Annotated in this window: 18 protein-coding genes and 5 tRNA genes; 4 read left to right on the forward strand and 19 right to left on the reverse strand. The window is 55.3% G+C overall.

All coding sequences use genetic code 11. The annotated features are described in order from the left end of the window. Nucleotides 1-25: 25 nt before the first annotated feature. The 4 genes from emrR to leuA all read left to right on the forward strand — a co-directional run bounded on the left by emrR (nucleotide 26) and on the right by leuA (nucleotide 5,166). Entirely contained in the window at nucleotides 26-556 is a 531-nt protein-coding gene (gene emrR, locus ACMGG3_RS13250; RefSeq protein ID WP_014171323.1) for a multidrug efflux transporter EmrAB transcriptional repressor EmrR, read from the forward strand. 127 nt (nucleotides 557-683) lie between these two features. Then, nucleotides 684-1,856: a multidrug efflux MFS transporter periplasmic adaptor subunit EmrA gene (gene emrA, locus ACMGG3_RS13255; protein ID WP_414149235.1), complete on the forward strand. Its 1,173-nt coding sequence runs from the start codon at nucleotides 684-686 to the stop codon at nucleotides 1,854-1,856. A 16-nt stretch (nucleotides 1,857-1,872) separates the two neighbouring features. Further along, nucleotides 1,873-3,420: a multidrug efflux MFS transporter permease subunit EmrB gene (emrB, locus tag ACMGG3_RS13260; RefSeq protein WP_020883860.1), complete on the forward strand. Its 1,548-nt coding sequence runs from the start codon at nucleotides 1,873-1,875 to the stop codon at nucleotides 3,418-3,420. A gap of 96 nt (nucleotides 3,421-3,516) precedes the next feature. Further along, a complete protein-coding gene (leuA, locus tag ACMGG3_RS13265; protein WP_333098461.1) occupies nucleotides 3,517-5,166 on the forward strand; it encodes a 2-isopropylmalate synthase in 1,650 nt (549 codons plus the stop codon). Here the strand turns inward: leuA and ACMGG3_RS13270 are convergent. From ACMGG3_RS13270 to mltB, 19 genes are all read right to left on the reverse strand, one after another. Further along, entirely contained in the window at nucleotides 5,163-5,933 is a 771-nt protein-coding gene (locus ACMGG3_RS13270; protein WP_414149236.1) for an AraC family transcriptional regulator, read from the reverse strand. The genes leuA and ACMGG3_RS13270 overlap by 4 nt on opposite strands. Before the next feature lie 54 nt (nucleotides 5,934-5,987). After that, the gene (gene luxS, locus ACMGG3_RS13275) at nucleotides 5,988-6,503 is read right to left on the reverse strand and encodes an S-ribosylhomocysteine lyase (RefSeq protein WP_008499539.1); all 516 of its coding nucleotides are present in this window, start codon (nucleotides 6,501-6,503) and stop codon (nucleotides 5,988-5,990) included. Between the two features lie 152 nt (nucleotides 6,504-6,655). Beyond that, nucleotides 6,656-8,200, reverse strand: coding sequence for a glutamate--cysteine ligase (gene gshA, locus ACMGG3_RS13280; protein ID WP_025203395.1), 1,545 nt, complete (start codon nucleotides 8,198-8,200; stop codon nucleotides 6,656-6,658). Between the two features lie 83 nt (nucleotides 8,201-8,283). Beyond that, a complete protein-coding gene (locus tag ACMGG3_RS13285) occupies nucleotides 8,284-8,712 on the reverse strand; it encodes a YqaA family protein (protein WP_032678833.1) in 429 nt (142 codons plus the stop codon). After that, complete coding sequence (gene yqaB / locus ACMGG3_RS13290; RefSeq protein ID WP_014171331.1) at nucleotides 8,709-9,275, reverse strand: fructose-1-phosphate/6-phosphogluconate phosphatase; 567 nt, start codon at nucleotides 9,273-9,275, stop codon at nucleotides 8,709-8,711. Before yqaB ends, ACMGG3_RS13285 begins: the two co-directional genes overlap by 4 nt. Before the next feature lie 133 nt (nucleotides 9,276-9,408). Beyond that, nucleotides 9,409-9,485 (reverse strand) — tRNA-Arg (locus tag ACMGG3_RS13295). Nucleotides 9,486-9,549: 64 nt separating this feature from the next. Then, a tRNA-Arg gene (locus ACMGG3_RS13300) sits at nucleotides 9,550-9,626 on the reverse strand. 161 nt (nucleotides 9,627-9,787) lie between these two features. Next, nucleotides 9,788-9,864, reverse strand: a tRNA-Arg gene (locus ACMGG3_RS13305). A gap of 64 nt (nucleotides 9,865-9,928) precedes the next feature. Further along, a tRNA-Arg gene (locus ACMGG3_RS13310) sits at nucleotides 9,929-10,005 on the reverse strand. 4 nt (nucleotides 10,006-10,009) lie between these two features. Further along, a tRNA-Ser gene (locus ACMGG3_RS13315) sits at nucleotides 10,010-10,102 on the reverse strand. Between the two features lie 343 nt (nucleotides 10,103-10,445). Then, nucleotides 10,446-10,631 (reverse strand): carbon storage regulator CsrA, encoded by a 186-nt coding sequence (gene csrA, locus ACMGG3_RS13320; RefSeq protein ID WP_000906486.1) that lies wholly within the window; start codon nucleotides 10,629-10,631, stop codon nucleotides 10,446-10,448. A gap of 241 nt (nucleotides 10,632-10,872) precedes the next feature. Continuing rightward, a complete protein-coding gene (alaS, locus tag ACMGG3_RS13325) occupies nucleotides 10,873-13,500 on the reverse strand; it encodes an alanine--tRNA ligase (RefSeq protein WP_078774237.1) in 2,628 nt (875 codons plus the stop codon). Between the two features lie 131 nt (nucleotides 13,501-13,631). Then, the gene (gene recX, locus ACMGG3_RS13330; RefSeq protein ID WP_014171334.1) at nucleotides 13,632-14,132 is read right to left on the reverse strand and encodes a recombination regulator RecX; all 501 of its coding nucleotides are present in this window, start codon (nucleotides 14,130-14,132) and stop codon (nucleotides 13,632-13,634) included. Between the two features lie 68 nt (nucleotides 14,133-14,200). Beyond that, a complete protein-coding gene (recA, locus tag ACMGG3_RS13335; protein ID WP_020883855.1) occupies nucleotides 14,201-15,259 on the reverse strand; it encodes a recombinase RecA in 1,059 nt (352 codons plus the stop codon). 89 nt (nucleotides 15,260-15,348) lie between these two features. Further along, nucleotides 15,349-15,846 carry a nicotinamide-nucleotide amidase gene (pncC, locus tag ACMGG3_RS13340; protein ID WP_252068848.1) on the reverse strand — a complete coding sequence of 166 codons (498 nt, stop codon included), beginning with the start codon at nucleotides 15,844-15,846 and terminating at the stop codon, nucleotides 15,349-15,351. A gap of 130 nt (nucleotides 15,847-15,976) precedes the next feature. Continuing rightward, nucleotides 15,977-16,855 carry a metal ABC transporter substrate-binding protein gene (locus ACMGG3_RS13345; RefSeq protein ID WP_252068847.1) on the reverse strand — a complete coding sequence of 293 codons (879 nt, stop codon included), beginning with the start codon at nucleotides 16,853-16,855 and terminating at the stop codon, nucleotides 15,977-15,979. Nucleotides 16,856-16,869: 14 nt separating this feature from the next. Then, nucleotides 16,870-17,730, reverse strand: a complete 861-nt coding sequence (locus ACMGG3_RS13350) for a metal ABC transporter permease (RefSeq protein ID WP_025203390.1) — start codon at nucleotides 17,728-17,730, stop codon at nucleotides 16,870-16,872. After that, complete coding sequence (locus ACMGG3_RS13355; RefSeq protein ID WP_040018928.1) at nucleotides 17,727-18,380, reverse strand: metal ABC transporter ATP-binding protein; 654 nt, start codon at nucleotides 18,378-18,380, stop codon at nucleotides 17,727-17,729. The genes ACMGG3_RS13350 and ACMGG3_RS13355 overlap by 4 nt, the downstream gene beginning before the upstream one ends. 248 nt (nucleotides 18,381-18,628) lie before the next feature. Then, the gene (gene mltB / locus ACMGG3_RS13360) at nucleotides 18,629-19,729 is read right to left on the reverse strand and encodes a lytic murein transglycosylase B (protein ID WP_169802899.1); all 1,101 of its coding nucleotides are present in this window, start codon (nucleotides 19,727-19,729) and stop codon (nucleotides 18,629-18,631) included. Between the last annotated feature and the right edge of the window lie 68 nt (nucleotides 19,730-19,797).

The raw sequence follows: 19,797 nt of genomic DNA on the forward strand, positions 1-19,797 counted from the left end.
CTGTAATTAATGAGGTTATGCCCAAATGGATAGTTCGTTTACGCCCATTGAACAAATGCTTAAATTCCGCGCCAGTCGTCATGAGGACTTCCCGTATCAGGAGATCCTGCTGACCCGCCTGTGCATGCACATGCAGGGTAAGCTACTGGAAAATCGTAATAAAATGCTGAAAGCTCAAGGGATTAACGAGACGTTGTTTATGGCGTTAATTACGCTGGAGTCTCAGGAAAATCACAGCATTCAGCCGTCAGAGCTGAGCTGCGCGCTGGGTTCATCCCGTACTAATGCCACCCGTATTGCCGATGAACTGGAAAAACGCGGCTGGATTGAACGCCGTGAAAGCGATAACGATCGCCGCTGCCTGCATCTGCAGCTGACCGACAAAGGTCACCAATTCCTGCGTGAGGTGCTGCCACCTCAGCATAATTGCCTGCATCAACTGTGGTCTGCCCTCAGCACCACCGAGCGCGACCAGCTTGAGCACATTACTCGCAAGCTGCTGACCCGTCTGGACCAGATGGATGAAGACGGCGCTGTTCTAGAGGCGCTGCGCTAACGCGACAACACGCTCAACAATCCCAGACTCATAAGAAAACCGACAGGCCAGCACGTCACACTGCTGGCCTTTCTGACAACAGCTCGGCTCAGCCGATGTGAAAATAAGAAGATCGTGGAGAACAACAATGAGCGCAAATGCGGAGAGCACTACCCCGCAGCAACCGGTCAATAAAAAGGGCAAACGCAAAAGCGCCCTTATTGTACTGACATTGCTCTTTATTATTATTGCCGTGGCATATGGGATCTATTGGTTTTTAGTATTGCGTCATGCTGAAGAGACAGACGATGCATACGTGGCAGGGAACCAGGTACAAATTATGGCGCAGGTATCGGGCAGCGTGACGAAAGTCTGGGCTGATAACACCGATTTTGTGCAAAAAGGGGATGTATTGGTCACGCTCGATCCGACCGACGCCCAACAGGCTTTTGAAAAAGCCCAGACCGCGCTGGCCTCCAGCGTCCGTCAGACCCGCCAGCTGATGATCAACAGCAAGCAGCTGCAGGCCAACATCGACGTGCAGAAAACCGCACTGGCGCAGGCGCAGAGCGACCTGAACCGTCGCGTTCCCCTCGGCACTGCCAACCTGATTGGCCGTGAAGAGCTGCAGCACGCGCGTGATGCCGTTGCCAGCGCACAGGCGCAGCTGGACGTGGCGATTCAACAGTACAACGCCAACCAGGCGATGGTGCTGGGCACCAGCCTGGAAAACCAGCCTGCCGTGCAACAGGCTGCCACCGACGTGCGCAACGCGTGGCTTGCCCTGCAGCGTACTAAAATTGTCAGCCCGATGACCGGCTACGTCTCTCGTCGTTCCGTCCAGCCTGGCGCCCAAATTAGCCCAACCACGCCGCTGATGGCGGTCGTTCCGGCGGACAACCTGTGGGTTGATGCGAACTTTAAAGAGACGCAGCTTGCCCATATGCGTATCGGCCAGACCGCGACGGTGATCAGCGATATTTACGGTGATGACGTGAAGTACACCGGGAAAGTGGTCGGCCTGGATATGGGGACCGGCAGTGCCTTCTCCCTGTTGCCAGCGCAAAACGCCACCGGGAACTGGATCAAAGTGGTTCAGCGCTTGCCTGTACGTATCGAACTGGATGCAAAACAGCTGGCGGACCATCCGTTGCGTATTGGCCTCTCTACGCTGGTAACGGTTAATACCGCCAACCGCGATGGTCAGATCCTGGCAAGTCAGGTGCGCAGCACCCCGGCTTATGAAAGTAACGCCCGTGAAATTAGCCTCGATCCGGTCAATAAACTGATCGATGACATCGTGAAGGCAAACGCCGGTTAATCCGAAGGTGAGCGTTATGCAACAGCAAAAGCCGCAAAAACCGCTGGAGGGGGCGCAACTGGTTATCATGACCATTGCGCTGTCGCTGGCGACATTCATGCAGGTGCTGGACTCTACCATCGCAAACGTGGCGATCCCAACCATCGCCGGTAACCTTGGCTCGTCACTGAGCCAGGGGACCTGGGTCATTACCTCGTTTGGGGTGGCAAACGCCATCTCCATCCCTATCACCGGCTGGCTGGCGAAGCGCGTCGGTGAAGTAAAGCTGTTCCTGTGGTCAACGGTATTGTTCGTGCTCGCCTCCTGGGCGTGCGGCATGTCCAACAGCCTGACGATGCTGATCATCTTCCGCGTCATTCAGGGGATTGTGGCCGGGCCGCTGATTCCGCTGTCGCAGAGTTTGCTGCTGAACAACTATCCGCCCGCTAAGCGCTCTATCGCGCTGGCGCTGTGGTCAATGACGGTGATTGTCGCACCGATTTGCGGGCCTATCCTCGGCGGCTATATCAGCGACAACTACCACTGGGGCTGGATCTTCTTCATCAACGTGCCAATTGGTGCGCTGGTGGTGATGCTGACCCTGCAAACGCTGCGCGGTCGCGAAACCCGAACAGAGCAGCGGCGAATTGACGCCATTGGTCTGGCGCTGCTGGTGGTCGGGATCGGTAGCCTGCAGGTGATGCTCGATCAGGGTAAAGAGCTGGACTGGTTTAACTCGACAGAGATTATCATCCTGACCGTTGTCGCGGTGATATCGCTGAGCTTCCTGATAGTCTGGGAGCTGACGGACGATAACCCAATCGTCGATCTCTCGCTGTTTAAGTCGCGAAACTTCACCATCGGCTGCCTGTGTATAAGCCTGGCCTACATGCTCTACTTCGGCGCAATCGTTCTGCTGCCGCAGCTGTTGCAGGAGGTATATGGCTACACCGCAACCTGGGCAGGTTTGGCTTCTGCGCCAGTGGGGTTAATTCCAGTCCTGCTGTCGCCGATTATCGGCCGCTTCGCTCACAAGCTCGACATGCGCAGGCTGGTGACCTTCAGCTTTATCATGTACGCGGTGTGCTTCTACTGGCGCGCGTATACGTTCGAGCCGGGCATGGACTTTGGCGCATCCGCATGGCCGCAGTTCATTCAGGGCTTCGCCGTGGCGTGCTTCTTTATGCCGCTGACAACCATTACGCTTTCCGGCTTGCCGCCAGAGCGCATGGCGGCGGCATCAAGCCTGTCGAACTTTACGCGTACGCTGGCAGGCTCCATCGGGACGTCGATCACCACGACCCTTTGGACCAACCGCGAGTCGATGCACCATGCGCAATTGACCGAAGCGGTGAACCCGTTTAACCCTAACTCGCAGCAGATGTACAGTCAGCTTCAGGGAATGGGAATGACGGAGCAGCAGGCATCCGGCTGGATCGCCCAGCAGATCACCAACCAGGGCCTGATTATCTCGGCAAACGAGATATTCTGGATATCGGCGGGGATCTTTATCATCCTGCTGGGACTGGTATGGTTTGCCCGACCACCGTTTGGCGCCGGAGGCGGCGGCGGCGGTGCGCACTAACGTGCGGTGTCCAGATCGCGACAGCGATTGTCAGTAACGATAAAGCAGCGCTCCTGAAATCGATTCACGATAGTGAAAAGACAACAGGAGCGCACCATGCTGAAAACACCTTCCGACAAATACCAACCTCAACCTGCTATTTCCCTGCCCGATCGCCGCTGGCCTGAGCAACGCCTCACGCAGGCGCCGCGCTGGCTTTCCACCGATTTACGCGACGGTAATCAGGCCCTTGCCGAGCCGATGGACAGCAACCGCAAACTGCAGTTCTGGGCGTTGTTACTGCGTTGCGGATTCAAAGAAATCGAAGTCGCTTTCCCCTCTGCCTCACAGACGGACTTCAATTTTGTGCGTCAGTTGATCGACGAAAACCGCATTCCGGATGACGTCACCATTCAGGTATTAACCCAGGCGCGTGAAGACCTTATCCTGCGTACCTTTGCGTCGCTGCGCGGGGCGAAGCAGGCCACCGTACACCTGTATAACGCCACCGCCCCGCTGTTCCGCCGCCTGGTGTTCGGCATGGAGAAAGCGCAAATCGTTGAGCTGGCGACCCGTTCCACGCGTCTTATCCGCACGCTGTGCGAAGAGAATCCCGCCACCCGCTGGCAATACGAATACTCTCCGGAAACTTTCTGCTTTACCGAGCCGGACTTTGCGCTGGAGATTTGCGAAGCCGTGGCAGACATCTGGCAGCCGTGCGCCGAACGCCCGATGGTGATCAACTTACCGGCCACCGTTGAGGTCAGTACACCGAATGTGTATGCCGATCAGATTGAGTATTTCTGCCGTCATTTCAGCCGCCGCAGCGATGTCTGCATCAGCGTCCATCCGCATAACGACCGCGGCACCGGTGTCGCCAGCGCGGAGCTGGCCCTGATGGCCGGTGCAGACCGTGTCGAAGGGTGTCTGTTTGGTAACGGAGAACGAACCGGTAACGTCTGCCTGGTCACGCTGGCAATGAACCTCTACAGCCAGGGGATTAGCCCGAATCTGGACTTTAGCGACATGAATCACGTGGTGGAGGTGGTAGAAACCTGCAATCAGCTGCCGGTGCATCCGCGCCATCCGTGGGCAGGACGGCTGGCGTATACCGCATTTTCAGGTTCACATCAGGATGCCATCAAGAAAGGCTTTGATGCCCGCAAGCCTGACGAACGCTGGGAGATGCCCTATCTGCCGGTTGACCCACAGGATATTGGTTGCACCTACGAAGCGGTGATCCGGGTTAACAGCCAGTCAGGAAAAAGCGGCAGCGCGTGGCTTATTGAACAAAACCATGGTCTGAAATTACCCCGCGCCCTGCAGCAGGACTTTAGCCAGCACGTACAGCAGGAAACCGACCAGCACGGTAAAGAGATGACGCAGCATGCGCTGTGGCAACTGTTCCGCACCCGTTATGGGCTGGTAGAGACGCCGGGCTTTGCCCTGCACGCTTACCATAGCGACAGCCAGCAGGACGGGCAGTTACATCTGACGGCAAGCGTCACGACGCAGGGCGGGATGCGCCAGCTGGAGGGGCAAGGCAACGGGCTGTTATCCGCGGCGGCCAATGGTATAAGCCGCTGGGTCACGACCCCGTTTGTGATTAAGGACTATCACGAACATACGCTTGGGGAGCGCAGCGACAGCCGCTCGGTGGCGTATATCCGCTGTCTGTTTCAGGATGGTAGCAGCCGCTGGGGTGTGGGCATTGACAGCGACGTGGCCCGCGCGTCTCTTCAGGCCCTGTTCAATGCTGTCAGCTAGCTGTCTTTGAAATAATCGCTGGGTGATATCCCCATCACCCGGCGAAACATCGCCGTAAAGGCACTGTGGCTGCCGTAGCCCAGATCCAGCGCCACGCGTAGCACTGGCTGACCTTGTCCCAGGCGCAGCAGCGCTTCCAGCAGGCGCGCCCTTCTTAGCCACTCACCGTAGCTTAACCCCGTCTGCTGCTTAAAATGGCGGTTCATCGTACGTTCACTCATACCAAGCGTGTTTGCGGCCTGCATGCTGCCCCAGCTTTCCCCCGGCAACAGCCGGATCTGCTGGCAAAGGGTACGCAACGGCTCGCTTTCCGGCTCAGGCAGGTGAAACGGCAGCACCCGCATCGTGCGAATTTCATCCAGAATGAGCTCATATACGCGCTCATCACGACTGCCAGGCGAGTAGGACGCCTCAAGCGTCAGCGAGGTGAGGATAAGTTCGCGTAACAGACCGGAGATCTGGACTATCTGACAGGTTGCCGGAAGATCGGCTCGCGCGAGGGGATCGATAAACAGCGTGCGCGCCGCAACGTTACCGGTAATACGCAAAGAGTGCGGAGTGCCCGCGGGTAGCCAGACGCCGCGTCCGGGCGGCACCACCCAACAACCTGATGCGGTATCGACTCTCACCACCCCACTCAGGGTGTGCAGCAATTGCGCGCAGTCATGCTGATGCCACGGCTCGCTGTCGCCATGAAGGTAATCATGGGCATAAGGAACAAGTGGGCGATGGGTAAAGGAGAAGGTTGAGGTTGAGGTTGTGGTCATGAGGTTAAACACCCCTCCCCCTACCCTCTCCCTGAGGGAGAGGGAAAAGGTGCACTAGATGTGCAGTTCCTGCAGTTTTTCTTTTGGCAGCGCCAGCTCTTCATTGCTGTTTACGCGAACGTCACGCTCGATGATATGACGCGCGATCTCCTGGGCTTCTTCCAGAGAGTGCATCTGGTAAGTTCCGCACTGATATACGTTCAGCTCAGGGATCTGGTTCTGCTCTTTCACCTTCAGCACATCTTCCATTGCCGCTTTCCAGGCATCCGCGACGCGTTTCTCTTCAGGCTGGCCAATCAGGCTCATGTAGAAACCGGTACGGCAACCCATCGGAGAGATATCGATGATCTCCACGCCATTACCGTTCAGGTGGTCGCGCATAAACCCGGCAAACAGGTGCTCCAGGGTGTGAATGCCTTTCTCTGGCATCACTTCTTTGTTAGGCACGCAGAAGCGCAGATCGAATACGGTGATCGTGTCGCCGTGCGGGGTGTGCATGGTCTTCGCCACACGTACTGCAGGTGCTTCCATACGGGTATGGTCGACAGTAAAGCTATCTAATAACGGCATACGTCACCTCCGATAGTGATTTTTTTTAAAATAAACTGAACTCTTCTACAAAATGCACGTCTGAGTATATGAAAGACGCGCATTTGTTATCATCATCCCTGAATTCAGAGATGTATATTTTGGCCACAGCGATGTGGCCTTTTTCTTTTCTGTTAAGCCTGTTTCGCCAGAAACGCCTCAAACGTCTCCGTATCCGCCGCTTCAACCTCTTTCTGACGCACGACAGAGGCGTCTCGTTCTGCCACAAAATCGGCTTCACTCAGAATCTCTAACGGCTCCTGCTTCAGCATCTCGCGGTATTCCGCAGAGAGCGAACGCCCGGTGCCGCCAATACCCTGATCAATCATAGAACGCAGAATACGCGCTGAGAACGTCAGTTCCGGGTTATCAAACGATTCAACCAGCTGGTCGCAGACGTTTTGATAGGCTTCCCCACCGTCAATGCTGTCCATGGTCCGGGCAACACGCTTCAGGTCACGGAACAGATCCTTACCGACTTTCGTCAGCGGGAACTGCGCTGTTTCGCAGCCAATACCCAGCGTCAGACCCGGCTTGCGCCCTTCCAGAATCACGCGGTTCCAGTTGGTACGGGTACAGAGTAGTTCCTCTGAACTCATTTCCGGCGCATCCGCCAGCACGCACCAGACCATAAACAGATCCAGGAAGCGAACCTGCTGCTCATCAACGCCGATGGGTGAGAACGGGTTGATATCCAGCGAGCGCACTTCTATGTATTCAATCCCGCCGCGCTGCAGTGCATCCGACGGGGTTTCACCGCTGCGCGTAACGCGCTTCGGACGAATAGGCGCGTACAGTTCATTTTCAATCTGCAGCACGTTGCTGTTGATCTGCAGGCGCTTACCGTCTTTTTCGAGGCCGATTTTCTCGTACTCTTCCGACGGCGTTTTGATCGCCCGCTTCAATCCTGCCACATATTCGTGCAATTCGTTAAACGTAATACCGAGATTGCTTTGCGACTTATTGGTATAACCCAGATCGCTAAGACGCAGGGAGGTGGCGTACGGGAGATAGTACATTCCACACTCTGTCTTCTCGAACGGCAGCGTGGTCGGTTTCCCCTGCAGGAATGACGAGCATATCGCAGGCGATGCCCCAAACAGATACGGAATGACCCAGCCAAAACGATAGTAGTTGCGGATCAGGCGGAAATAGCCCGCGGAGATCGCGTCTTTATCCGTTTCGCCGCACTTCGCCTGCCAAAACGCCATGGGTAAAGAGAAATTGTAATGCACGCCAGAAATGGTCTGCATCAACGCACCGTAGCGGTTTTTCAGCCCCTCACGATAGAGCGTTTTCAGTTGACCGATATTTGACGTGCCGTATTGCGCCAGTTCAATCTCCTGGCCTTGTTCGATATAGCACGGCATGCTGAGCGGCCACATACGCTCATCACCCAGATTGCGGGCAGTGTAGCGATGGATGTCGCGCAGAATCGTTAGCATATGATCAATATCACCATCCACTGGCGTGATGAATTCCAGCAGCGCTTCAGCGAAATCGGTTGTGATCCATTTATGTGTCAGCGCCGAGCCTAACGCCTTCGGGTGACCCGTTGTCGCTAAGCTACCGTCCGCGTTAACGCGCAGCGTTTCACGCTCAAGACCACGCTGAATACCCTTCAGTGCCTGAGGGTGATTTTCCAGCCAGGCCAGCGCCTGAGATACGTCCGGGATCAAATTGACCTCCCGCCTGTCAAAGTATTGTTACTCAGCATAATTGTAATGGTTGACGATTGAAGGTCGCGTATTCATTCCACCAATTAGTGCCACCACGTCATACCCTGTAGTGTTGCCCATGCCACGAGAACATAGCGCAACGCCTTGCCAAGGCACAAAAAAAAGAGCACTGGCCCCCAGGAGATGCGCATCCATCCCGCCAGCAGGCACAGTAAATCACCTATTACAGGCATCCAGCTTAATAACAGCGTGGCAGCGCCATAGCGTTTTAGCCAGCCGACTGCCTTTTCCTGCCAGCGCGATTTTTCACGCAGCGGAAAGAAACGCCCAAGAATAACGTTAGTCAGCCCTCCAAAGCTATTACCCATTGTTGCTATTAACACGAGCAACCAGGGCTGACTCACGCCAGACAACAGCATCGCTACCAGCACTACTTCCGAATTTCCCGGCAAGAGCGTGGCGCTTAAAAAACTGCTGGCGAATAATGATAAAAGTGACAGCGCGTCACTCACAGTAAGCGGACGTCCACAACATCCATCCCGGCATCGCGCGCGGCCTGAATACCAAAATCAGCATCTTCGAACACAACACATTTCACCGCAGGCACACCCATCAATTCTGCACAACGCAGGAAGGTGTCCGGTGCGGGCTTGTGATTTTGAACATGATCGGCGGCAACCACCGCAGAGAAATAATGGCGCAGGCCAAGATGGGTGAGCAGCGCTTCCGCAATAGCGCTTTCACTGCCCGTGCCAACGGACATAGGACGACGCCCGTGCCATGCTTTTACGACGTCAATTAACGGTAACGGGCGCACGGTATCTAAAAGCATCGCTTTTACCGCATCGGTTTTTTCACGGGCCAGAAGGTGCGGGTCGAGATCGGCATGATTACGTTCAATCACGGCCTGCGCTATACGCCAGGTTGGGGCTCCGTTGAGGGCGATCATCGCCTGAAGATCGAAACGCATACCGTAACGAGCAAGGACATCAGTCCAGGCTTGACGATGCGTGGGTTCGGTATCCAGGAGAGTGCCATCCATATCGAAGATCAAACCGTCATACTGTGCGTACATCGTGCTCTCGCTAAACGATTAACAAAGCATTACTTTATCGTAAACGGTGGTTTTTGTCGCTCAAAGAGAAATGATTGCTGACGGAACGTCGAAGGAATAACCAGGGAGAAAGAGAGTGGTACAGAAAAGAAGATGGTGCATCCGGGAGGATTCGAACCTCCGACCGCTCGGTTCGTAGCCGAGTACTCTATCCAGCTGAGCTACGGATGCATCGGGATTTACTATTGTACTACTCGATATTCATATCACTTCGAAAGCAATATGAAGTAATAGATGGTGCATCCGGGAGGATTCGAACCTCCGACCGCTCGGTTCGTAGCCGAGTACTCTATCCAGCTGAGCTACGGATGCATCAGGGTACTGCTTTCAGAAATAGTAAATGGTGCATCCGGGAGGATTACTCGGCTGCGCCTCGCCCTTCGGGCCGTTGCTAAAGCAACGTTATCCTCCCTGGTGCTTGCGGCTAACCCGCAGACCTTGAAACAACAGCTTTGCTGTTATCTCGGAGAAGATGGTGCATCCGGGAGGATTCGAACCTCCGACCGCTCGGTTCGTAGCCGAGTACTCTATCCAGCTGAGCTACGGATGCATCGGGATTTACTATTGTACTACTCGATATTCATATCACTTCGAAAGCAATATGAAGTAATAGATGGTGCATCCGGGAGGATTCGAACCTCCGACCGCTCGGTTCGTAGCCGAGTACTCTATCCAGCTGAGCTACGGATGCAAAATGGCGGTGAGGCGGGGATTCGAACCCCGGATGCAGCTTTTGACCGCATACTCCCTTAGCAGGGGAGCGCCTTCAGCCTCTCGGCCACCTCACCACACAACGCCTCTTTCGAGTGCTTCGAGTAACTCGTTAAGAGCTTCTCGTCGCTGCGTGGCGCATATATTACTTTCTGGGACTTATAAGTCAAACAATTTTCCAAAAGCTTTTATCGTTTGCACAAATCACACGCAATTCGCATGCAAAAGCTGCAAAGAGGGTGTTTTATAAGCGGATTTTGCAGGCATCTTCTCAGAAAACTGATGACAGAATAGTGATGTTGAGGCGAGTTAAGGGTAAGAGAGTGGTTAAAAACAGAGCGATTGAAATTAAACGGTAACTTTAAGCAGGAAAAATGGCGGGAGAGGTTGCGTCTCGCCCGACAGCGAGACGCGACAATATCAGTAACTGGACTGCTGGGATTTTTCAGCCTGGATACGCTGGTAGATCTCTTCACGGTGGACAGATACTTCTTTAGGAGCGTTTACACCAATACGTACCTGGTTACCCTTTACCCCTAAAACTGTCACGGTGACCTCATCCCCAATCATGAGGGTCTCACCAACTCGACGAGTCAGAATCAGCATTCTTTGCTCCTTGAAAGATTAAAAGAGTCGGGTCTCTTGTATCCCGGCATTATCCATCATATAACGCCAAAAAGTAAGCGATGACAAACACGTAAAGTGTAAGCAGTCACGGCATCACATTCTGTTAAACGTAAGTTTAGCCGATATACACAAACTCAACCTGACTTTATCGTTATCGATAGCGCAGTGAACAAGACGCCATAACGTTACCGCTATGGCGTCTGCTTGTGCTTTGTAGTTATTACAGTTTCGCGCTCACCCAGCTTTCAACACTGGCCAATGCCGCAGGAAGTGCCGCCGCATCCGTACCACCGGCTTGCGCCATGTCCGGACGACCGCCACCCTTACCGCCCACCTGCTGGGCGACCATACCAATCAGTTCCCCTGCTTTTACGCGGTCGGTCACATCCTTAGAGACGCCCGCAATCAGAGAAACCTTACCTTCTGCCACTGTCGCCAGCACGATAACTGTGGAACCGAGCTGGTTCTTCAGATCGTCGACCATAGTACGCAGCATCTTAGGCTCAACGCCCGCCAGATCGCTGACCAGCAGTTTGACGCCTTTAATGTCTACAGCTTTGCTGGAGAGGTTTGCACTCTCCTGCGCCGCAGCCTGCTCTTTCAGCTGCTGCAGCTCTTTTTCCAGCTGACGCGTACGATCCAGCGCAACGCGCACTTTCTCGCCCAGGTTCTGGCTATCACCTTTCAACAACTGCGCGATGTCGTGCAGCTGATCGCTCTGCGCATGCAGGCTGGCAATCGCGCCTTCACCGGTTACCGCTTCAATACGACGCACGCCCGCCGCCGTTCCTGATTCGGAAACAATGCGGAACAGACCAATGTCGCCGGTACGGGAGGCATGCGTCCCGCCGCAGAGCTCAGTCGAGAAGTCGCCCATGCTCAGCACGCGAACGCGGTCGTCGTATTTCTCGCCGAACAGTGCCATCGCGCCTTTCTTCTTCGCCGCCTCGAGATCCATGATATCGGTTTCGATTGGCAGGTTACGACGGATCTGCGCATTCACCAGATCTTCCACCGCGCGGATTTCTGACGGCTTCATCGCTTCAAAATGAGAGAAGTCGAAGCGCAGCACTTTATCGTTAACCAGAGAACCTTTCTGTGCAACGTGCGTTCCCAGAACTTCACGCAGGGCAGCGTGCATCAGGTGCGTAGCTGAGTGGTTCAGACGAATGCGCGCACGACGAGCTTCATCAACGTTCGCCTGGACACCCTCGCCCACTTTCAGAGAACCGGCAGTCAGTTTGCCCTGATGGCCAATCGCCTGACCGTATTTCTGCGTGTCGCTTACGCTGAAGCTGAAACCGTTGCCTTTCAGTTCGCCTTTATCGCCAACCTGGCCGCCGGATTCCGCGTAGAACGGCGTTTTGTCCAGAATGACAACCGCATCCTGACCCGCGTTGATGCTGTCTACGGCTTTACCGTCAACAAACAGGGCGGTCACTTTGCCAGTCAGTTCCAGATTTTCGTAGCCTTTGAATTCTGATGCGCCATCAACGCGGATCATCGCGTTGTAGTCAGCACCAAAACCGCTGGACTCGCGCGCACGGCGGCGCTGCTCTTCCATTGCGGCTTCAAAGCCTGCTTCGTCCACTTTGATGTTACGCTCACGGCAAACGTCCGCCGTCAGGTCAACCGGGAAACCGTAGGTGTCGTACAGGCGGAAAGCGGTTTCGCCGTCCAGCGTATCGCCCTTAAGTTTCGCCAGCTCTTCATCCAGCAGCGCCAGTCCGCGCTCCAGAGTACGAGCAAACTGCTCTTCTTCCGTTTTCAGAACCTGCTCAACCTGCGCCTGCTGACGTTTCAGCTCATCACCGGCTGCGCCCATCACGCCAATCAGTGGCCCAACGAGTTTATAGAAGAAGGTGTCCTTCGCGCCCAGCATGTTGCCGTGACGGATAGCACGACGAATGATACGACGCAGCACATAGCCACGGTTTTCATTCGACGGGATCACGCCGTCGGCAATCAGGAACGCGCAGGAACGGATATGGTCTGCAATAACGCGCAGCGATTTGTTGTTCAGATCGGTTGCACCCGTCACTTGCGCAACGGCTTTAATCAGGGTGCTGAACAGGTCAATTTCGTAGTTGGAGTTAACGTGCTGCAGAACAGCCGCGATACGCTCCAGACCCATACCGGTATCAACGGACGGTTTCGGCAGCGGCTCCATCGTACCGTCAGCCTGACGGTTGAACTGCATGAAGACGATATTCCAGATCTCAATGTAGCGATCGCCGTCTTCTTCCGGGCTGCCTGGAGGACCACCCCAGATATGGTCGCCGTGATCGTAGAAGATCTCGGTGCACGGACCGCAAGGGCCGGTATCGCCCATCTGCCAGAAGTTGTCAGACGCATAAGGTGCGCCTTTGTTATCACCGATGCGAATAATACGCTCGCGCGGGATACCAACCTCTTTTTCCCAGATTTCGTAGGCTTCGTCATCGGTTTCATAGACGGTAACCCACAGACGATCTTTCGGCAGGTTGAACCAGTTTTCACCGGTCAGCAGTTCCCACGCATATTGAATGGCATCGTGTTTGAAATAGTCGCCGAAGCTGAAGTTACCCAGCATTTCGAAGAACGTGTGGTGACGCGCGGTGTAACCGACGTTTTCCAGGTCGTTGTGTTTACCGCCCGCACGCACGCAACGCTGTGAGGTTGTGGCGCGGGAATAATTACGTTTGTCGAGACCAAGGAACACATCCTTGAACTGGTTCATCCCGGCGTTGGTAAACAGCAGAGTCGGATCGTTGTTTGGTACCAGGGAGCTGCTGGCAACTACCTGATGTCCCTTACTATGGAAAAAATCGAGAAACGCCTGACGGATCTCAGCGGTGCTCTTGCTCATAATTATCCTGAAATCAAGCTAACGAAATGTCGTAGCAAGCCTGTATCGGTAAAACGTTGGACAGACCAGCTACTGGAAAAAGTGGGAATAAGATAAGTTTTCTTTAGTGGGAAGTAAAATCCCGCATGCGTTCAATCCGCAAAATTACGCCAGATATCCTGAATATCTTCCATCAGAAAGCCGCGGTAGAGCAAAAAGCGCTGGATTTTAACTTTTTCTGAAAATTCACGTGGCAAGGGTTCGCCGTACTTGCGAATGGCCTGTTCTTTTGCCAGCGCGCACCAGTCTGTGTCGCATTCGCGCATGGCCTTTTCAATGGTTTCACGGGCGACCCCTTTCTGGTTCAGCTCCTGGCGGATACGCGCGGGGCCATATCCTTTGCGGCCACGGCTGGCAAGAAACCGGGAAGCGAAACGCTCGTCATCCAGATAGCGGTGCTCATAGCACCAGGCAATGACGCGGTCGTAATCTTCCGCAGTCGCATCAATCTCTTCCGGCCCGTTTTTACTCATTACGGGGGCCGACAGTTTTCGCCGCAACTCCTGTTCGCTGTGGTCACGGACGGCAAGAATGCGCACCGCACGGTCCAGTAAGCGTGCATAGGCAGGGCGGCGTGAAGTCGATTCACTCATAAAAAACCTGCTGATTCAGAAATGCAAAAAGGGCCGCATTAGCAGCCCTTCATCTTTAAACGAGAGAATTAGAAATCTTCGTTGGTTTCTTCAGCACCCGCGTTATCCACCACGAAATCAGGCGTACCGTCCTGGTTGTTCAGCAGAAGCTCACGCACTTTCTTCTCAATTTCTTTCGCCGCAGCCGGGTTCTCTTTCAGCCAGGAGATTGCATTTGCTTTGCCCTGACCAATCTTGTCGCCGTTGTAGCTGTACCATGCGCCCGCTTTTTCAATCAGCTTCTCTTTCACGCCGAGGTCAACCAGTTCGCCGTAGAAGTTGATGCCTTCACCGTAGAGGATCTGGAATTCAGCCTGTTTGAACGGCGCTGCGATTTTGTTCTTCACAACCTTCACGCGGGTTTCGCTACCCACCACGTTTTCACCCTCTTTCACCGCGCCGATACGGCGGATATCCAGACGGACAGACGCGTAGAATTTCAGCGCGTTACCACCGGTAGTGGTTTCCGGGTTACCGAACATCACACCAATTTTCATACGGATCTGGTTGATGAAGATCAGCAGCGTGTTGGACTGCTTCAGGTTACCGGCCAGCTTACGCATTGCCTGGCTCATCATACGTGCCGCGAGGCCCATGTGAGAGTCACCAATTTCGCCTTCGATTTCAGCTTTTGGCGTCAGAGCAGCAACGGAGTCGACCACGATAACGTCAACCGCACCGGAACGGGCCAGCGCGTCACAAATTTCCAGCGCCTGCTCACCGGTGTCCGGCTGAGAACACAGCAGGTTGTCAATATCAACGCCCAGCTTACGAGCATAAACAGGGTCCAGCGCGTGCTCGGCATCGATAAACGCACAGGTTTTACCTTCACGCTGTGCCGCAGCGATAACCTGCAGCGTCAGGGTTGTTTTACCTGAGGACTCAGGCCCGTAGATTTCTACGATACGGCCCATTGGCAGGCCGCCAGCGCCCAGCGCGATATCCAGAGAAAGCGAACCGGTGGAGATAGTTTCCACATCCATGGAACGGTCTTCACCCAGGCGCATGATGGAGCCTTTACCGAATTGCTTTTCGATCTGGCCCAGTGCTGCCGCCAACGCTTTCTGTTTGTTTTCGTCGATAGCCATTATTACTCCTGTCATGCCGGGAGAAGCGACTGTGCTTCACCGTGGATTTCTGTTCTGTTGGTGCAATTATACTGTATGGTCATACAGTATCAAGTATTTTGTAGAAATTGTTGCCAGAGCGTTTTTAACGCATAAACGGTTGCCTGACGACGCACGCTTTCGCGATCGCCGCTAAAGCACTCCCGGCGGGTGATCCCTTCACCTCTGGCGGTAGCAAAACCAAACCAGACGGTGCCGACAGGCTTCACGTCACTGCCCCCGTCCGGGCCCGCGATGCCGCTAATCGATACTGCATAATCCGCGCGCGCCTCTTTGAGCGCACCAATAGCCATCTCAATCACCACTGGCTCGCTGACCGCGCCATGCTGTTCGAGCGTAGATTCCCGCACGCCGATCATTTGCGCTTTAGCTTCATTACTGTAGGTCACAAAACCACGTTCAAACCAGGCGGAACTGCCGGCAATATCGGTAATCGCTTTCGCCACCCAGCCGCCGGTGCAGGACTCCGCGGTGGTGAGGGTCGCCCCGCGTTGCTTAAGCGCCAGCCCTACCACTTCGCTAAGCTGCATCAATTCATGGTCAGTCATTCTCGCTCCAGGCCTTAGAAAAACATGCAGCACAAGATAGCACTTTCTCGTCAGATATGGGGATGCGCTGCAGGATTTACGAGGGGGCTTCAGAAAAAAGCCGATGCGAGCGCACCGGCGGTGGCGAGGATTATTTCATGCTGTCAGCGAGGGTATCCACATTGTGGCGGAACGCCTTAACGTAGGTCTCTGCCACGCCCCCTTTTGCCGAGAGCGCTTCCGGGTAAAGCTCGCCTCCCGGCTGCGCGCCGGTGGCTGTAGCAATCTGTTTAACCAGCCGCGGATCGAGCTGGTTTTCCATAAACCAGGTTTTCACGCCGTCCGCTTTAATCTGATTAATGATCTCAGCGACCTGTGCCGCGCTGGCCTCGCTCTCTGACGACAACCCCTGGGGCGCCATAAACGTCACCCCGTAGGCGCGGCTGAAATAGCCGAACGCGTCATGGCTGGTCAGCACTTTACGTTGCACCAGCGGGATCTGGCTAAAACGCGTTTTGGCCCAGCTATCCAGCTGCTTAAGCTGCGCGATGTACGGTTTTCCGGTCGCTTCCAGCGCGGTTTTATCTTCTGGGTCGGCTTTCACCAGCCCGTTGAGAATATTTTGCGCGTACAGCGCCCCGTTCGCCGCGCTGTTCCAGGCGTGCGGGTCAGTGACGGTTTTGCCCTCTTCTTCGAGGGTATGCGTCTGCACACCACGCGACGCCACCACCAGCTGGCCTTTGAACCCGGAGGCTTTCACCAGGCGATCCAGCCACCCTTCCAGTCCCAGACCATTGACCACCACAACATCTGCCTTGCTTAGCGCCGCGCTATCTTTTGGCGAGGGCTCGAAGGTATGCGGATCGCCGTCCGGCCCCACCAGCGTCGTGACGTTCACATGGTCACCGCCCACCTCCCGGGTCATATCCCCCAGAATGGAAAAGCTGGTCACCACATTGAGCGTTTTCGCCATCACCGTTTGCGACATCATCCCCAGCGCGAGCGCCACTACGAATCCCGTACGTTTCATCGTTTCCCCTTGCGTTAAAAAAGCGCACGCAGGCTGCCAGCCAGCCTGCTGCGCGTGCCAAATAAAATGGAAATAAAGAACAGCGCGCTGGCGGTAAGCACGATGGACGGCCCCGCGGGCAGGCTGGCGGCCCAGGAGAGACTGAGTCCGAGCCACGCGCAGAAAATACCGCTGATACCCGCCATCAATAGCAGTCCGGGTAAGGTGCGTGCCCAGCAGCGTGCCGCTACCGCAGGGAGCATCATCAGCCCGACCGCCATCAACGTGCCAAGCACCTGAAAACCGGCAACGAGGTTAAGCACCAGCAGCGCCAGAAACAGGCCGTGTAATAAGCCGGGAACATGGCGGGCGTTTACCTGCAGCCAGGCGGTGTCAAAGGCCTCGGTCACCAGCCCACGGTAGAAAATCGCCAGCGTGATAAGGGTGAACATGCAAACGCCTGCCACAAACAGCGCGGCATCGTTATCCACCGCCAGGATGGAGCCAAACAACAGGTGCAGAAGATCGACGTTCGAACCGCGCAGTGATACCAGCGTGACGCCCAGCGCCAGCGAGCCAAGATAGAACCCGGCAAAACTGGCGTCCTCTTTAAGCGGCGTTCGACGGCTGACCAGCCCGGCCACCAGCGCCACGGTAATACCGGCAATAAAGCCCCCCACGCTCATGGCCAGCAGCGACATACCGCTGAGCAAATACCCCACCGCGACACCGGGCAAAATGGCGTGAGAGAGGGCATCGCCCATCAGACTCATCCGGCGCAGCTGAAGGAAAACGCCCAGAGCAGTGGTACTGACGGACAACGCCAGGCAAACCACCAGCGCGCGGCGCATAAAGCCATACTCAATAAAAGGCTGAAAAAAGATATGCCAGATCATGCCACCCTCACCCGCTCGGTTTTCCACTGGGGCATGTCAGCGTCCAGCCGTAACGTCTGCGGGAAGTGGCGCGATACACGCTCGCTGTCGTGCAGCACCGCAAGTACCGTTTGCCCCTGCATATACATTTCCAGCATCAGGTCCATCAGCACATTACAGGTAGCTTCATCAACGCCGGTAAAGGGCTCATCGAGCATGACCAGCGGTGCCTGCTGCACTAATACCCGCGCGAACAGCATGCGCTGAAACTGACCGCCGGAGAGCTCATCAATGGTCGTTAGCGCCATCGTTCCAAGCCCCACCCGCTCAAGCGCGCCGGCAATGCGCAGCCGCATTTCACGGCGAAGGCCAGAAAAAAGCGACGCTTCAGGCCAGCAGCCCATGCTGACCACATCCTGTACGGTTAGCGGAAATTGCGCCTCCAGGGCATGACGCTGTGCCAGCCAGCCCATTACCGGGCGTTTTTTCTGCCAGTGAAAACGGCCGCTTACCGGTGGGATAAACCCGGCGAGGGTTTTCAGAAGCGTTGATTTACCGCAGCCGTTGGCCCCGAGAATGGCGGTCATGCTCCCGCATTCAATCACCCCGGACAGAGGACGCGTAACCGGCTCGCGGTCGTAACCCGCCGTGAGTTGATTCATCACAATCATGGCAATGCCACCGCCCAGCACACGGCCAGTCCGATAAAGACAATCAGCGCCAGCGCCATCAGAAGCCGGACCGGTGCAGACAGAGAAAAAAAGGAAGTAGACATTTCATCACCACACCAAATGTTATAACATAACAATAATGAAAGATAATGCGGATGTAAATGAGCGGAGATTAACGGGAGTGTGGCGAAATGTTTCTGGATGTCAGCCCAACCCTCTCCCGGCGGAAGAGGGTTGAACATCAAGTGTTACTGACTGAACGGCGACGCGGCAGGCACGCGCGCCTGTGACACCGCCAGCCCCAGCTGCCATACGGCCATCGCATAGTGAGTGCTGTGGTTATAGCGGGTGATGGTGTAGAAGTTAGGCAGCCCGTACCAGTACTGATAACCCGTACCGACATCCAGACGCAGCAGGCTCGCCTGTTGCGTATTTCCCAGCGGCTGCGTTGGCGTTAAGCCTGCAGCGGCCAGCTGCGAAACGCTGTAGTTGGTTTTAAAGCCGTTCTCAAGCCCTGGTGCCTGGCCGTTAGCCTGCACCGCCACCTGACCACCCGGCACCCAGCCGTGCGCTTTAAAGTAGTTCGCCACGCTGCCGATGGCATCCACCGGATCCCACAGGTTGATATGACCATCTCCGTTAAAGTCGACGGCATATTGCTTATAGGAGGACGGCATAAACTGGCCGTAGCCCATCGCACCGGCAAACGAGCCTTTGAGATCTAACGGGTCATCTTGTTCATTGCGCGCCATCAGCAGGAAGGTTTCCAGTTCAGACGAGAAATATTCAGCGCGACGCGGGTAGTTGAAGGAGAGCGTCGCCAGCGCATCGAGGATACGGGTTTTGCCCATCACGCGGCCCCAGCGGGTTTCCACGCCGATAATCCCGACGATGATTTCAGGCGGTACGCCATACACCTGCCACGCACGGTTCAGCGCATCTTCATATTGGTTCCAGAAGACCACGCCATTTTGCACGTTATCCGGCGTAATAAACTGTTTGCGATAACGCAGCCATGCGCCATTTGGCCCGGTCGGTACCTGAGCCGTCGGTGCCTGGCGATCCATCAAACGCAGAACATAATCCAGTCGCTTCGCCTGCGACAGAATTTCATGCAGTTGCTGGCGGTCAAAACCGTGTTTGCTCACCATTTTATCGATGAACTGCTCGGCCGCCGGGTTATTCGCAAAGTCGCCGCCCATCTGCATCATATTATGCTGCGGCTCCAGCAGGAATCCTCCGGAAGGCGCGCCAGCCGTTTGCTGCACGGCTTCGGTCTTGGGTTTGCTACTACAGGCAGACAGCAGAATAAGCGCAGGTAATAACGCTACATAACGACGCTTGAACATGTGACATCCATTTAACGGGTTCGATAAGAACCCAGTATGGTAAAGCATCCGCAACACCTCAAGGAAGT

Source organism: Enterobacter sp. BNK-18 (genome assembly GCF_047456135.1).
GTDB classification, from domain to species: Bacteria; Pseudomonadota; Gammaproteobacteria; order Enterobacterales; family Enterobacteriaceae; genus Enterobacter; species Enterobacter ludwigii.